Source organism: Couchioplanes caeruleus (genome assembly GCF_003751945.1).
GTDB classification, from domain to species: Bacteria; Actinomycetota; Actinomycetes; order Mycobacteriales; family Micromonosporaceae; genus Actinoplanes; species Actinoplanes caeruleus.
This window is the reverse complement of the sequence record NZ_RJKL01000001.1, coordinates 8,268,327-8,281,310: the sequence shown is the minus strand read 5'-3', so window position 1 is coordinate 8,281,310 and position 12,984 is coordinate 8,268,327. Positions and strand designations below refer to the sequence as shown.

Sequence of the window (12,984 nt, the reverse complement as noted above, 5' to 3'; positions counted from 1 at the left end):
CTCCGGGCAACCTCTCCCCCGGAGGTCCTCGCATGAATGACCCGTCCATCGGCGTGGCCGTGATCGGGGCCGGCATGGTCGGCCGCGCGCACGCCAACGCCTACCGCAACGCCTCCACCGTCTTCGACCTCGACCTGCCACCCGTTCGCCTGGTCGCCGTCGCCGACGTCCACGAGCCGTTCGCCGCCGACGCGGCCCGCCGCTACGGATTCGAGCGCGCCGAGACCGACTGGCGCGCCGCCGTCGAGGCGCCCGACGTCCAGGCGGTCAGCGTGGCCGTCGCCAACCACCTGCACCGCGAGATCGTCGAGGCCGCCTTCGCCGCGGGCAAGCACGTCCTGTGCGAGAAACCGCTGGCACCGAGCGTCGCGGACGCGCAGGCCATGGTGGACGCCGCCGCGACGTCCGACCGGATCGGTGCCGTGGGGTTCACCTTCCGCCGCTCCCCCGCCCTCAGCGCCATCCGCGAGGAGGTCGTCAGCGGCCGCCTCGGCCGGGTGCGACACCTCGTCGGCAACTACTGGACCGACTACGGATTCGACCCGCAGCGCCCGATGAGCTGGCGTTACCAGGGCGGTCCCGGCTCCGGCGTGCTCGCCGACATCGGCAGCCACCTGGTGGACCTGGCGGAGTTCCTCTGCGGCCCTACCACCGGCGTGCAGGGAACCTCGATGACCACGCTCATCACCTCACGACCGAAACCCCTCGGCGTCGCGGTGGGTCACGCGGGCGGGGTCCCGCTCAGCGACGAGCGGGTCCCGGTCGGCAACGAAGACATCTGTACGTTCACCGCCGCCTACGACGGCGGGACGATCGGCACGTTCTCGCTGTCCCGGGTCGCCTACGGGCACGCCAACACCCTGCGGCTCGACCTCTTCTGCGAGAACGGCACAGCATCCTTCGACATGACCCGCCCCGCCGAGTTCTCCATCGTCGACGGAGCCCGTCAACGGTGCACGGCAGGTGTTCATCGGGCCGTGGCATCCGTATGTCTCCCGCGGTCTGCCCATGGACTTCCCCACGGTGGGGCACGGGCAGAACGACTTCTTCGTCTACCAGGTCCGAGCGTTCCTCGGTCAGATCGCCGGCGAGGAGAAGCTCGCACCATGTCCCGACATGGCCCACGGCCTGCACAACCTGCGCGTGCTGGAGGCGGTCGCCGCCGCCGACAAGCCGGTCCTGGTCTGACCACGTTTCTTTGAGAGGTCCACCTCATGAAGTTCGGCGCGTACACCGCCTGCCTCCACGACCGCCCCCTCGACGAAACTCTCAAGATCCTCGGTGAGCTGGGCCTGACCGGCGCCGAGATCAACGCCGGCGGCTTCATCCCCGCCCCGCACCTGCCCGTCGACGAACTGCTCGGCAGCGCCGGAGCCCGCGAGGACTACCTCGGCCGGTTCGCCCAGGCCGGCATCACCCTCACCGGACTCAACGTCAACGGCAACCCGCTCAACCCCCACCGCGAGGCCGGCCCGAAGCACGCGGCCGATCTGCATCGCGCGATCGACCTCGGCGCCGCGCTCGGCGTCCGACGCGTCGTGACCATGTCCGGGCTTCCTCAGGGCCACCCCGGCGGCACGGCGGCCAACTGGGTGGTCAACCCGTGGGACAGCCAGTTCCTCGACATCCTCGACTACCAGTGGAACGACGTCGCCGTCCCGTTCTGGAAGGACGTCAACGCCCGGGCGGCGGCCGCCGACGTCAAGGTGTGCATCGAGATGCACCCGCAGAATCTCGTCTTCAACCCACCCACCCTGCAACGCCTCGTGGAACAGACCCGAGCCACCCACATCGGCGCGGAGATGGACCCCAGCCACCTGTTCTGGCAGGGCATGGATCCGGTCGCCTGCGTCGAACACCTGGGCGACCTGGTCTTTCACGCGGCCGCCAAGGACACGCGCATCAACCCGGGCAACGTCAAGCTCTACGGGGTGCTCGACGACCGCTTCACCCGTACGCCTGCCGAGCAGAACCCGCTCACCCTCGGCGGCAGAAACACCCTCAACCAGTGGCCGACCAACCCGTCCTGGGAATTCGTGGCGGTGGGCCGCGGTCACGGCGTCGAGGAATTCTGGGTGCCGTTCCTGCGGGCACTGCACGCGGTGGACCCCGAGATGGCGGTCAACATCGAGCACGAGGACCAAGCGTTCGACCACATCGAGGGCCTCCGCCTGGCCGCCGACAACCTGCTGCGGGCGGCCGCGAAGGCAGGGCTCGGCGGCGACCGTTGACCCAGGCTCACGGCCGTCGGCTGCGCAGATTCGCCGCTGTCAGCGCTGGAGTCCGGGCGGGGTCATCCGAGCCCCGGTCGCGTGGGAGGCAATCCAGTCGGGCACGACGGAAGGAGCATTGTCAGCCCCGCTCAGAAACTGTCTTTGATCCTGTTTTCCCAGCTCAGTAGGTATGTCGAGTGATGTTGCTGGTCGGGGTCGTTCGTGGTGGCGTCACGGTGACGGCAGTACGAACGCCAGCCGTAGACGAATGTGGTCGGCAGAACGATCCTGAGACTGTGGCCGCTGTACAACCCCGGAGACGACGCGTGAGCTGCGGCGTTGCTCTCGCCCGAGATGCCAGTACGCGTCAGCGTTACTGCTCGCCGTCGTGTGTGGCTCGCGCTTAGACACCGTCTTCGAACCCGACGCGGTCGGCCGCCTCGTGCAGCCGCTGCGCGGCCGCCGCGTGGGCGCGGTCTCGGGCGACACCAAGGTGGCGAACCGCGGTGGTCTGCTCGGCCGCTGGCAGCACCTCGAGTACGTGATCGGCTTCAATCTCGACTGGTGCGTCCGCACGTGTGGTTTGCCACCCATCAGCTCGTCCTGGGCGAGCCTGCGCAACCGACATTGAAGGCGGACTTCCATGGCACGGACCCGGTGACCTGGCTGCTGTGCCACTGGGTCGGCGGGCGGGACCTCGACGTGGACGAAGAGGGCCCACGGTTCGTTGTCGACCTTCACCGGCCTCGGCGGGTTGCAGCGGTTGATCGACAACCCGGACTACGAGGACGTGTTCGTCAACGGCTACGACCAGGTGTGGGCGCGCACCACCCGCGGCGAAATGATCCAGGTTGAGCCGGTCGCCGGCTCCGATGAGGAACTCGTCGAGATGATCCGCGTCGCCGCGGCCCGCTCCGGCGCGGAGGAACGCCGCTTCGACCGAGGCTCACCTTTTCGCTGTCGCTGCAACTCGCGGGCGGGCGGCGGCTGTTCGCATTGCGCGACGTGTCCAAGCGGCCGAGCCTGTCGATCCGCCGTAACAGCCTGCACCGGGTCAGCCTGGCCGACCTACAGGCCAAGGGCGAACTCACCGCGGGCATGCGCGAGCTGCTCACCGCGATGGTCCGCGGGCGCAAGAACGAGGTCGTCTGCGGCGGCGTCGGTGCCGGCAAGACCACCCTGGTGCGCGCTTTGGCCGGAGAGATCTCCCCGCTCGAGCGCATCGTCACGGTGGAGGACGCCTACGAGCTCGGACTGGATGAGGACACCGCCGCGCACCCGAACTGCGTCGCTCTGCAAACGCGGGAGCCGAACCTGGAGGGCGTGGGCGGGATCGACATGTCCGCGATGCTGCGCTACGGGCTGCGGATGCGCCCGGACCGGGTCATCGTCGGGGAGTCCCGCGGCGCCGAGGCCGTGCCGATGCTGATGGCGATGAGCCAGGGCAACGACGGTTCCATGTGCACTATCCACGCCTCCAGCTCGAAGCAGGCCATGTCGAGGTTGGCGATGTACGTGCTGCAGGCGCCGGAGAAGGTTTCCTACGAGGCGGCGAACATCCTCATCGGCGAGGCCGTCGACTTCGTCATCTTCATCCGCGACGCCATCGACGGCACCCGGGTCATCTCCTCGATCCGGCAGGTGCTGGAGTCCGACGGCAACCAGATCGCCTCCAACGAGATCTACCGCCCCGGCCCTGACCGTCGCGTCATCCCCGGAGCCCCGATGCGCGCCGACACCTTCGACGAACTCGTCGAGGCCGGCCTCGACCCGGACTACCTCGCCCGGGACCGGTGGTGAGAATGAACGCCCTACCGCTGCTGCTCGGCGTCGGCTGCGCAGCCGGGATCACCCTGATCGCCGACGGTCTGCGCCGCCGCGCACCCGGCCCAGCCCCGGCCCGCCGCACCCCGATATCGGCGGCCGACCGCAACCGGCTGCTGCTCGGCGCCGCCGCCGGGTTCGGTGTCGCCGCCGCCACCCGGTGGCCGGTCGCCGCGGTGCTGACCACCGCCGCCGTGTGGACCCTGGCCAAGGTCCTCGGACCCGACCGAGAGCACGCGATCTCGGTGGCCCGCATCGAAGCGGTCGCGACGTGGACGGAGCTGCTGCGCGACACCCTGTCCTCGGCCGCCGGGCTGGAGCAGTCCATCGCCGCCACCGCCAAGGTCGCCCCCGCACCGATCCGCCACCAGGTCCAGGCCCTCGCCGGCGCGGTCCGCGGCGGCGTGCGCCTGCAGGACGCGCTGCGCGCGTTCGCCGCCGACCTCAACGACCCCACCGCCGACCTCGTCGTCCGCGCCCTGGCGCAGGCGGCCGGCTACCACGGCGGGCAGCTCGCCGAGTGCCTCACCAGCCTGGCCGCCACAGCCCGCGAGCAGGCCCAGATCCGGCTGCGGGTGGCCACCAAACGCGCCTCGACCCGCACCGCGGCCCGGGTCATCGCCGGCACCGCCCTGGTGATGATCGCCGTGCTGGTCGTGTTCCACCAGGGCTTCCTCGCCCGGTATGCCACGGTGACCGGGCAGATGGTGCTGCTGTTGGTCGGCGGCCTGTTCGGGTTTGGTTTCTGGTGGCTGGCGAAGGCGTCCAAGATGCCACAACCGCCACGCATCCTCGCCGAGCCTGACGCCTCCGTGCGGGCAGGTTCCCTGACCGCGCCCGCGGTCAACCTGCGTGCAGGCGCCGTCACGGCACCAGCCGACAGCGTCGCGGCGGTGTCCCGATGACCACCTCCGTGCTGCTCACCGGTGCGATCGCCGGGCTCGGCGCGCTGCTGGTCGTCTCCGGCCTCGTGCCGGCGCGGCCCAGCCTGACCGTCGCGCTGGACTGGCTGCGCCGCGGCCCGGCACCCGCCGAGCCGGATCTCGGCGTGCGGACCCGGGTGCTGTCCGCGCCGCTACGCGCGCTCGGGCTGCCTCGCGCGGGCATGCGCCAGGACCTAGCCGTGCTCGAACGCCCGGGTCGCGACCCATCTGGCCGACCAGGCCGTCGCGATGCTGGCCGGCCTGCTGCTGCCGCCGATCGCGTTGACCGTGCTGGATTCCGGCGGCGCCGCGTTGGGCCAGAGCGCGCCGTTGTGGATGTCGCTGCTCGGCGCGGCGGGCGGCTGGTGGCTGGCCGAGCACACCGTGCACGCCGAAGCGCAGCGCCGCCGCGAGGAACTGCGCCACGCCCTGTCCGCGGTCCTCGACCTCGTCGTCGTGGCGCTGGCCGGCGGTGCCGGTCTGGAACAGGCCATCGACGACGCCTGCGCCGACACCAACGGCTGGGCCGCGCACCGCCTCAACCGGGCCGTCACCACCGCCCGCGTCCTGCGCATCGCCCCGTGGCAGGCCCTGGGCGACCTCGGCGACGAAACCGGCGGGGAACCCAGGCGCCCGCGACTCGGGCAGGTAGCCCCATGGAGAACGCCCGCTGTGTAAGGGTTCTGTGAGCGTTTCGCGCCGATCTCAGCCCGCACTGTGCCCGCTCTGTCGGCGTTCGCCGTCATCCCCCTTGGTGGCGCAGCGGCCGGGTTCGCGGCGACGCCGGGCTGTGGGCAGGTCAAACGGGAATCCGAGCTCCATGAGAAGCCGTTGATCTGGCAGGGTCGGCGCTGTCGTAGCGGTGATCGGGACGGTTTAGGTGACCATCTATCGTGCGGCTCATGAAGCTTGATCGAGTGGATGTCCCGCCTTGGCCCGGGGGACGCGCGGCTCTGCCCGCCTTCGGCCGGACGATGGTCGGCGGCCTCGGCATCGGCGCGCTGGCCGGAATGCTGACCAGTCTGGTCTTCCTCGGCACCGCTGGACTCATGGAAGTGCCGCCCGGCGACCGGTTGAAGACCTTCATCCAGCTACCGCTGGTCCTGCCGATCGGCCTGACCTTCGGGATCGGGTGCGGGTTGATCGGCGGGCTGGCGTCCGCGGTAGTCATCGCGGCGTTCGCCCCGTGGTGGGTGTGGCCTGGATGGCCCGCCCGGCTCGCCGGGGCGGTGATCTGTGCCGCGCCGGTCCTCGTGGCCTCGCGGATCGGCACGGTGCTGGCACCGCACATGGGCTCGTGGTGGCCGCACCCGTTGATGGCGATCCCGGCGGCGATCGGGGCGGCCGCGGGAGGCGCCTGGCTCGGTCCCTGGCTGCTGTCCGGCTCGGCCGCGAAGGTCACCCACCACGGCCGGTACTGGGGCGCGGCAGCCGCCGCCATGCTGCTCGTGGCGGTCCTGCCGGGCGACACCCTGGCGTTCGGGCCGGGCCAGCGGATCGAGGTGGTGGCCGGGGCCGGCACCGGCACGGGCACGTCGGCCGCCGACGCGGCCATCCGCGGCCGGCTCGTCGGCCTGGCGATGGACGACACCGCGGCGCTGCGGGTGCTGACCCGTCAGGGCATCGACTACACCCTGTGGACGGTCCGAGACGGGCAGCTCTCCCGCGTCGCGGTGCCAGACCTGCACGGGACCGCCGTCAGCGGGCTGGCCACCGGTCCGGGCGGCAGCGTCTACATCAGTGGCGCGGGTGGCGTGCTGCGGATCGAGCCGGACGGTCGCACGGTCCGCCGGTTCAAGGTGGACCAGGCCACCTACCGCGAGCCGCAAACCCCGGCCGCCGCCGGCGCCCCGACCGAGAAGACGTACACCCCCTCTCTAGACGGCGTCACAGTCTCCGCCGACGACCGGTTGTCCGTCGTCGAGGGCCGCTTCGACCGGAGCTCGTTCCATCTGGTCCGCACGGTCAGCGACGGCAAGGTCCGCACCGTCCTCGGCCGCGAGCCGGACGGCCACTCCGCCAGCCTGAACAAGGGCTTCGCGGACGGGATCCGCGGCACCGACCTGGCACTGGACTCGACCACCCCCGTTCCGCTCGCGACCGCTCCGGACGGCGGCCTGTACGCGGCGGTCGCCGGACGCGGCGTCGTCCGGGTCAAGCCGGACGGCACCGCCCACGCGGTCATCGGCGACTTCGCCGGCGATCACGGCACCGAACCCGAGGCCGAGTGGCAGGGCCCGTGGAAGGACCGCGGGCCGGCCGCGCGGATGCCAATCGTGATCCGCGGCAACTCCGAGCCGTATCGCGGTGCCGACAACGCCAGCCTGGTGACCGCCGCGAACGGCGACCTCTACCTGACGAACGGATGGATCGGAAAGGACCGCCGGCTGCCGGACTCGTTCGAGTGGGAAGGTGCCGCGAACGACACCCAACAAGCCGTACTCGACGAGGCCCGCAGGGACCGCTGGAAGCAGGCCGAGGAGGAGGTGCTGCGGGTCACGCCGGACGGCCGGGTCGCCACGGTGGCCGGATACGCCGACATGATCGCCGTGCACGGCGACTGGCTCTACCTCGCGCAGGGTTTCCTCGACGAGCGTGACGCGGAGCGGGTGGTGATCGTCCGGACCGCGATCCCGAAATAGGCGCGTCAGAGGGGGTTCAGACACCGTCTTCGAACCCGACGCGGTCGGCCGCCTCGTGCAGCCGCTGCGCGACCGCCGGGTGGGTGCCGTCTCGGGCAACACCAAGGTGGCGAACCGCGGCGGTCTGCTCGGCCGCTGGCAGCACCTCGAGTACGTGATCGGCTTCAATCTCGACCGGCGCATGTTCGACGTCGCCGAGTGCATGCCGACCGTTCCGGGCGCGATCGGGGCCTTCCGCCGTGCGGCCATCGACGACGTCGGCGGGGTGTCGGCGCAGACCCTGGCCGAGGACACCGACTTCACCATGGCGGTGCTGCGGACGGGCTGGCGCGTCGTCTACGAACCCTCCGCCGTCGCCTGGACCGAGGCTCCCGCCTCGCTGCGCCAGTTGTGGCGGCAGCGCTACCGCTGGCGCTACGGCACCATGCAGGCGATGTGGAAGCACCGCCACGCGCTGCGCGAGCGCGGCCCCGCCGGCCGCCTCGGCCGGCGCGGCCTCGGCTATCTGCTGCTCTTCCAGGTCCTGCTGCCGCTCACCGCGCCGATGGTGGACGTCTACGCCGTGTACGGCGCGTTCTTTCTCGAGCCGGCCACCGTCATCGCCACCTGGACGGGCTTCACCGCGGTGAGCGCGGCCACGGCCGCGTACGCCCTGCATCTCGACGGCGAACGCTGGACGCCGCTGTGGAGCCTGCCGTTGCAGCAGATCGTCTACCGGCAGCTGATGTATCTGGTGGTCATCCAGTCGACCGTGATGGCGCTGCTCGGCGGGCGGCTGCGCTGGCACCGGATGGTGCGCACGGGCCCGGCCACGGCTCACGTCTCCGAGCAGGACCGCCCGGGTTCTGCGCGGCCGGTTCCCTCGCAGAGCTCCCGGCACCCCGATCAACCTGCCGACCCGGGCGCTGCCGACCATCGCCGCGCAGCCCAGCCGCGAACGGTGGCCGATCAACTGAGAACCCGTCTCGGCAACTGAGTAGATGTACTCAACCGAGGCCATCGAGCCGGCCGTACGCTCTCGATCATGACGCACCCGTGGAGTCCGCCGCCGGGCGGCGGCCGTCCTGACGTCCGGCCGCCGGTGCCGGCCCAGTTCGCCGGGCCGCACCACCCGCACGGTTCTGGCCAGCCCTGGCCCGGCCACCCCGGCGGTCCGCCGCCGGTGCCGCTGACGCCGGTGCCGCGCGTGATGGCGGGACAGATAGTCTGCGTCCTGCTCGCGATCGCGATCCTGGTCCTCATCCTGGTGCCGAGCAGCAGCCGCTATTTCCTGCCGGGGCCCGGCAGATACTTCGTCCCGGACGCCTAGGGAGCGTCTCTCGGATCATGGTCGGGTCCAGAGCAGGATGGCGGCCAGGTCGCCGACTGCGGCGGCCCCACTTGCATCATCGGGTGACGGCCCGTCGGTGGACAGCCCGATCGCGATGGCCAGGGACACGGCCGTCCCGGCGAGCTGCAGCGCAACGAGTTGGGGCCACACCGTTCGCATGATGCGGACGGTGCGGCGCCACCAGCCGGTGTAGTCGCTGCTGATGAGCGGATCGTCAGGAATCGCCGGGACAGGTTCGGGGAACGGCCGCACGAAACGATCATGACAGTGGCTCCGGTTAGACACGGTAGGAAGCGACATTTCCGGGACAGTGGCCGCCGGCTTCTCCTGATGAACGAGAGACCAGCATCCGCGGGGGCCGGTTCTACGCTGGCGAAGTGAGCAGTACCGGGCGGCTGGGGTTCGGCCGGTTGGTGTTGGTGCCGACGCCGTCGGTGGGTTCGCCCGGCCGGGCTGAGCACCCGGCAACTCGTGACCGCGACCGAGCTCAGCGCGTATCAGGTCCGCGCCGGGGTGACCTACCTGCGCGACGTCGCCGCCGCCGAACACATGACCCCGCTGACCTGGAGCCGCCGCGACGGGTACCGGTTCTCCGCCGAGCCGGGCGACTGGATCGCCTACGAGCGGGCCTGCGTGCGCACCGAGCTGACCCGCATCGCCCGCCTGATCAGCGCAACCGTCGAGCCCCACGCGGCCCGGCTACCCGACGACGACTGGGTGCAGCTCGTGCTGGGCCAGCTCACCGGGGTCAAGTCCGCACTCGGTCTGCTCGTGCGCGCCGGCTGACGGCGATGACCGCGACCGTCACCGCGCTGCCGCGGCGGCGCCGCTACCCCAGCGACACCACCGACGCCGAATGGAACCACCGCAGACATCTGATCCCTCGGCTATCGACCGCCAGCACCCAGTCTGGAGCGCACACGGGACCAATCATCGTTGGTCCGCTTCCGCTCGCGCGCGGACTGTCGGCGGCTGAGCATCGCCATATCGACCATGAAGCAGCCGGCGCTGCCGGTCGCCGTGCGACCGATCCAGACGGGATAGCCTCCGTCACCCCAGCCGGTTTCCGCTGCGACGGACGGAAAGGGTCCGTCAGCGCGGCCGGGTGTCTCCCGGCGCCGCGCATCGGACTGCGATCATGCAGCGGTGACGTGCACCCGGCTCGCTACCCTTGACGATGCCCCGGTCCTTGCGAACCTGCTGCGCGCCAACCGGGAATTCCTCGCGCCGTGGGAACCTCTGCGCGAGGATGACTACTTCACCGTCGAAGGCCAGCGCGCAGAGCTGCAGGCAGCGCTGGACAGGTACGAGCAGGGCACCGGACTGCCCCACCTCATCCTCGACGACTCCGCCGGCGTGATCGGTCGCATCACCCTCAACGGCATCGTTCGCGGCTGCTTCCAGTCCTGCAGCATGGGCTACTGGGTCAGCGCCGCCGCGAACGGGCGCGGCCACGCCAGCGCAGCCGTGCGGGAACTCGTGCGCCTGGCCTTCCGAGAGCTGCGGCTGCATCGCGTCCAGGCGGAGACCCTGCTGCACAACGTCAGGTCCCGGCGCGTGCTCGAGCGCAACGGCTTTCTTCGCTTCGGGACGGCCCCGGCCTATCTCAAGATTGCTGGACAGTGGCAGGACCACGCCATGTACCAGGTGGTGAACACCGAGACCAGGTGAGTGAACCAGTGCTGGTGTCGCTTGTAGGTTTCGCCGGGTGAGGGATCTTCGCCTGTTGCCCAAGGCTCACCCGCGCACACCATCAGCCACCTACGCACCTGCGCCACCCCCCGTCATCACATCATCGTGGACTGACGCAGCTCCACGGCGGTGTTACCACCCGGTCCGGCTTTTCACCGGTCATGGCTGGTGCGGCGCGTTCGCCAAGGTCAGCCGGCTACTCATGTCGAGTTTCACCTCGCCGTACGGGGCGACGTGGGTCCAGAACAGCGGCGTGAGGCCGCGCCGGTCGGCGTCGGTGAGCTGGTCGGCCCAGTCCTCGTCGGCGAGGACGTCCTGGACCATCAGGGTGTTGACGTAGACCAGGGCGGCCTGCAGCACGCGCAGGCACAGCACGGACAGTTCCTGCTCGTCGCGGCGGTTGGTGGCGATGTCGCCGCCCTTGCCGAAGAAGATCACGCTGTTGGCCCGGTTCCAGGACTCGACGACGTTCACCCGGATGGCCGACCCTGCTCGGCGGAACGCTCCCGCCTCGCCCGGGTCCGGCACCGCGGCAAACAGAACACCGCCGACCTCTGCCGTAGCCCTGGGCCGATCTTCAGGCCGAGGCCCTCACTGTGCCGGCCAGATGTTCGGCTGACTGTAGCGTTTAGCCCCCGTTATCCGGGCACTTCACCGGGCGGGTCTTACGGGACGCGGTGAGCTGCAGTGCAGCGGGATGTTCTACGCCAGCCGGGCTGCCCGGTGCAGGACCGCCTATCGGACGCGCGCACGTTTGCGGTGCGGGAGCCGCCGCGGCGACGTCGGTCACCGGGCCGGTTCACCCGCCGCGCGGGTGGCGCAGGGCCTGTCGGACCGCCCAGGCGATGTCGTCTGTCAGCGCCGGGTCGAGCGTTGCCAACGCAAAGCCGGGGGCTGTAGTAGTGGCAAGCATCTGGGCTACCGCGGCCAGGACGTCGACGTGCAATCGCGCGGCCTGGGTGTCCGCCAAGGCGGCGAGGAGCCCCGGTAGGACAGCGAGGGAGTCGGCGGGGGCCGGCAGCGGGACGACCAACGGCCTCGTCGGGCCTGGCGTTCGCGGGTTGTGCACTGGCGCTGGGCGTAGATCTACGACAACGTCGGCGTCGTGGGTGGCCCGGGAAAGCGGGAAAGCTACGTCGGCCTGCCGGCAGAAGACCAGATTGCGGACGCCGATGGCCATCAGGAGAGCACCCATGTCGATCAGCTCGTCGATGTCAACGATCACGACGGCGCTCTGGTCGGTCGGGCGTCGCATGCGGCGAAGTTCTGTCAGCACCCGCGCCGCGACCACGACAGCGCGCAGATCGTTGTCGGTGACCACAGCACGTCCCGCGTCCTCAAGGGCCTGGCGAATCTGCCCGGCGTGTTCGGCTCGGGTGTGGACGAGATGGAAGACGGACACGTCGCCGGGTACGGCGCTGAGGGCGACGGTGGGGGTGTCGCGCCCATCCGTGTTCAGGGCCGCCGTTAAGGCGTCGAACCCGAGGTTGCTGAGCCAACGCGCGTGGCCGGACAGCACGGGGTTGAGGTCGGCTCCGTCGGGCAAGGCGCTGCCGTCGCTGATCACTGCGATCAGTTGCGACCCTGACAACCGGTCCACCGACGGCACACTCCCACAGCGGTCACACAGCGGTATTGGGATGATCGTTCAGCGAGGCGGAGCTCCAGGAACGCCGGATGGTGCGTCATCTCGATCCGGCGGCCGATCAGATCCCCCTGACGGATCCGCCGTTCACGGTTCGAGCCCTTGCTGTGCTACGCGGTGGACCGTTCCCTCGGCGAGCCGGTAGGACAGGCCGACGACCGCGCACCGCCCGGCGGACACCTCCGTGGCCAAAAGCAGTGAGCGTCCCACCAGCCCTGTGACAGTTCGCCGGATGTGTTCGTCCACGAATTGCTCGATGTCGGTGAGGCCCTGTGCCCGCGCGGCGAGCACGCTGGGCAAGACTCGTTCCACCACGTCTCCGAGGTAGCCCGCCGGTGCGGTACCTCCGCGTTCCGCGTCGCTGGCTTCGGTAACGGCGCCGCAGGAGTCATGCCCGAGGACGACGACGAGCGGTGCGCCGAGCACGGTGACCCCGTACTCGATGCTGCCCAGCACCTCGGCGCCCGCGACGTGGCCGGCGGTGCGCACCACGAACAGGTCTCCCAGTCCGCGATCGAAGATGATTTCCGCGGCGAGCCGCGAATCCGAACAGCCGAAAAGCACAGCGAACGGGCGCTGTCCTGGCGCCGACTGTGATCGGCGGTCGGCATCCTGGTTCGGATGCAGCCGCTCGCCGCGCACGAAGCGGGCATTGCCTTCCAGCAGCATGGCGTAGGCCTCAGCTGGTGAGGACGCGCTGAAATCCGGCATATGA

13 protein-coding genes and 3 pseudogenes are annotated in these 12,984 nt (G+C 70.5%); 11 read left to right on the top strand and 5 right to left on the bottom strand.

What is annotated here, in order from left to right; all coding sequences use genetic code 11:
• Positions 1-32: 32 nt before the first annotated feature.
• The 9 genes and pseudogenes from EDD30_RS37360 (at position 33) to EDD30_RS37320 (ending at position 8,911) form a co-directional block, all read left to right on the top strand.
• Positions 33-1,202 carry a Gfo/Idh/MocA family protein gene (locus EDD30_RS37360; RefSeq protein WP_211277874.1) on the top strand — a complete coding sequence of 390 codons (1,170 nt, stop codon included), beginning with the start codon at positions 33-35 and terminating at the stop codon, positions 1,200-1,202.
• A 12-nt stretch (positions 1,203-1,214) separates the two neighbouring features.
• Positions 1,215-2,231 carry a sugar phosphate isomerase/epimerase family protein gene (locus EDD30_RS37355; RefSeq protein ID WP_071807083.1) on the top strand — a complete coding sequence of 339 codons (1,017 nt, stop codon included), beginning with the start codon at positions 1,215-1,217 and terminating at the stop codon, positions 2,229-2,231.
• A gap of 370 nt (positions 2,232-2,601) precedes the next feature.
• The gene (locus EDD30_RS37350; protein ID WP_071807084.1) at positions 2,602-2,844 is read left to right on the top strand and encodes a glycosyltransferase family protein; all 243 of its coding nucleotides are present in this window, start codon (positions 2,602-2,604) and stop codon (positions 2,842-2,844) included.
• Between the two features lie 102 nt (positions 2,845-2,946).
• Positions 2,947-4,013: pseudogene (locus EDD30_RS37345) on the top strand (TadA family conjugal transfer-associated ATPase); the annotation flags it as partial.
• A gap of 2 nt (positions 4,014-4,015) precedes the next feature.
• A complete protein-coding gene (locus EDD30_RS37340; RefSeq protein WP_084556619.1) occupies positions 4,016-4,942 on the top strand; it encodes a type II secretion system F family protein in 927 nt (308 codons plus the stop codon).
• A 267-nt stretch (positions 4,943-5,209) separates the two neighbouring features.
• Positions 5,210-5,638 (top strand): type II secretion system F family protein, encoded by a 429-nt coding sequence (locus EDD30_RS41290; RefSeq protein WP_244945540.1) that lies wholly within the window; start codon positions 5,210-5,212, stop codon positions 5,636-5,638.
• Between the two features lie 224 nt (positions 5,639-5,862).
• A complete protein-coding gene (locus EDD30_RS37330) occupies positions 5,863-7,602 on the top strand; it encodes an NHL repeat-containing protein (RefSeq protein ID WP_143162803.1) in 1,740 nt (579 codons plus the stop codon).
• A 28-nt stretch (positions 7,603-7,630) separates the two neighbouring features.
• Positions 7,631-8,578, top strand: a pseudogene (locus EDD30_RS37325) (glycosyltransferase family 2 protein); the annotation flags it as partial.
• 48 nt (positions 8,579-8,626) lie between these two features.
• A complete protein-coding gene (locus EDD30_RS37320; RefSeq protein ID WP_123678735.1) occupies positions 8,627-8,911 on the top strand; it encodes a hypothetical protein in 285 nt (94 codons plus the stop codon).
• 15 nt (positions 8,912-8,926) lie between these two features.
• Here EDD30_RS37320 and EDD30_RS37315 read toward each other — a convergent pair whose 3' ends face one another.
• Entirely contained in the window at positions 8,927-9,184 is a 258-nt protein-coding gene (locus tag EDD30_RS37315; protein ID WP_071807087.1) for a hypothetical protein, read from the bottom strand.
• 219 nt (positions 9,185-9,403) lie between these two features.
• On the opposite strand from EDD30_RS37315, the gene EDD30_RS37310 reads away from it, so the two are divergent.
• Positions 9,404-9,718: a hypothetical protein gene (locus tag EDD30_RS37310; RefSeq protein ID WP_211277875.1), complete on the top strand. Its 315-nt coding sequence runs from the start codon at positions 9,404-9,406 to the stop codon at positions 9,716-9,718.
• A 101-nt stretch (positions 9,719-9,819) separates the two neighbouring features.
• Here the strand turns inward: EDD30_RS37310 and EDD30_RS42225 are convergent.
• A pseudogene (locus EDD30_RS42225) lies at positions 9,820-9,996 on the bottom strand (hypothetical protein); the annotation flags it as partial.
• An 82-nt stretch (positions 9,997-10,078) separates the two neighbouring features.
• Here EDD30_RS42225 and EDD30_RS37305 point away from each other — a divergent pair.
• Entirely contained in the window at positions 10,079-10,603 is a 525-nt protein-coding gene (locus EDD30_RS37305; protein ID WP_071807089.1) for a GNAT family N-acetyltransferase, read from the top strand.
• 180 nt (positions 10,604-10,783) lie between these two features.
• Here EDD30_RS37305 and EDD30_RS37300 read toward each other — a convergent pair whose 3' ends face one another.
• From EDD30_RS37300 to EDD30_RS37290, 3 genes are all read right to left on the bottom strand, one after another.
• Positions 10,784-11,152: a Tn3 family transposase gene (locus EDD30_RS37300; RefSeq protein WP_211277876.1), complete on the bottom strand. Its 369-nt coding sequence runs from the start codon at positions 11,150-11,152 to the stop codon at positions 10,784-10,786.
• Between the two features lie 271 nt (positions 11,153-11,423).
• Positions 11,424-12,191 (bottom strand): hypothetical protein, encoded by a 768-nt coding sequence (locus tag EDD30_RS37295; RefSeq protein WP_143162804.1) that lies wholly within the window; start codon positions 12,189-12,191, stop codon positions 11,424-11,426.
• 165 nt (positions 12,192-12,356) lie between these two features.
• A complete protein-coding gene (locus tag EDD30_RS37290; protein WP_071807091.1) occupies positions 12,357-12,980 on the bottom strand; it encodes a carbonic anhydrase in 624 nt (207 codons plus the stop codon).
• Positions 12,981-12,984: the final 4 nt, after the last annotated feature.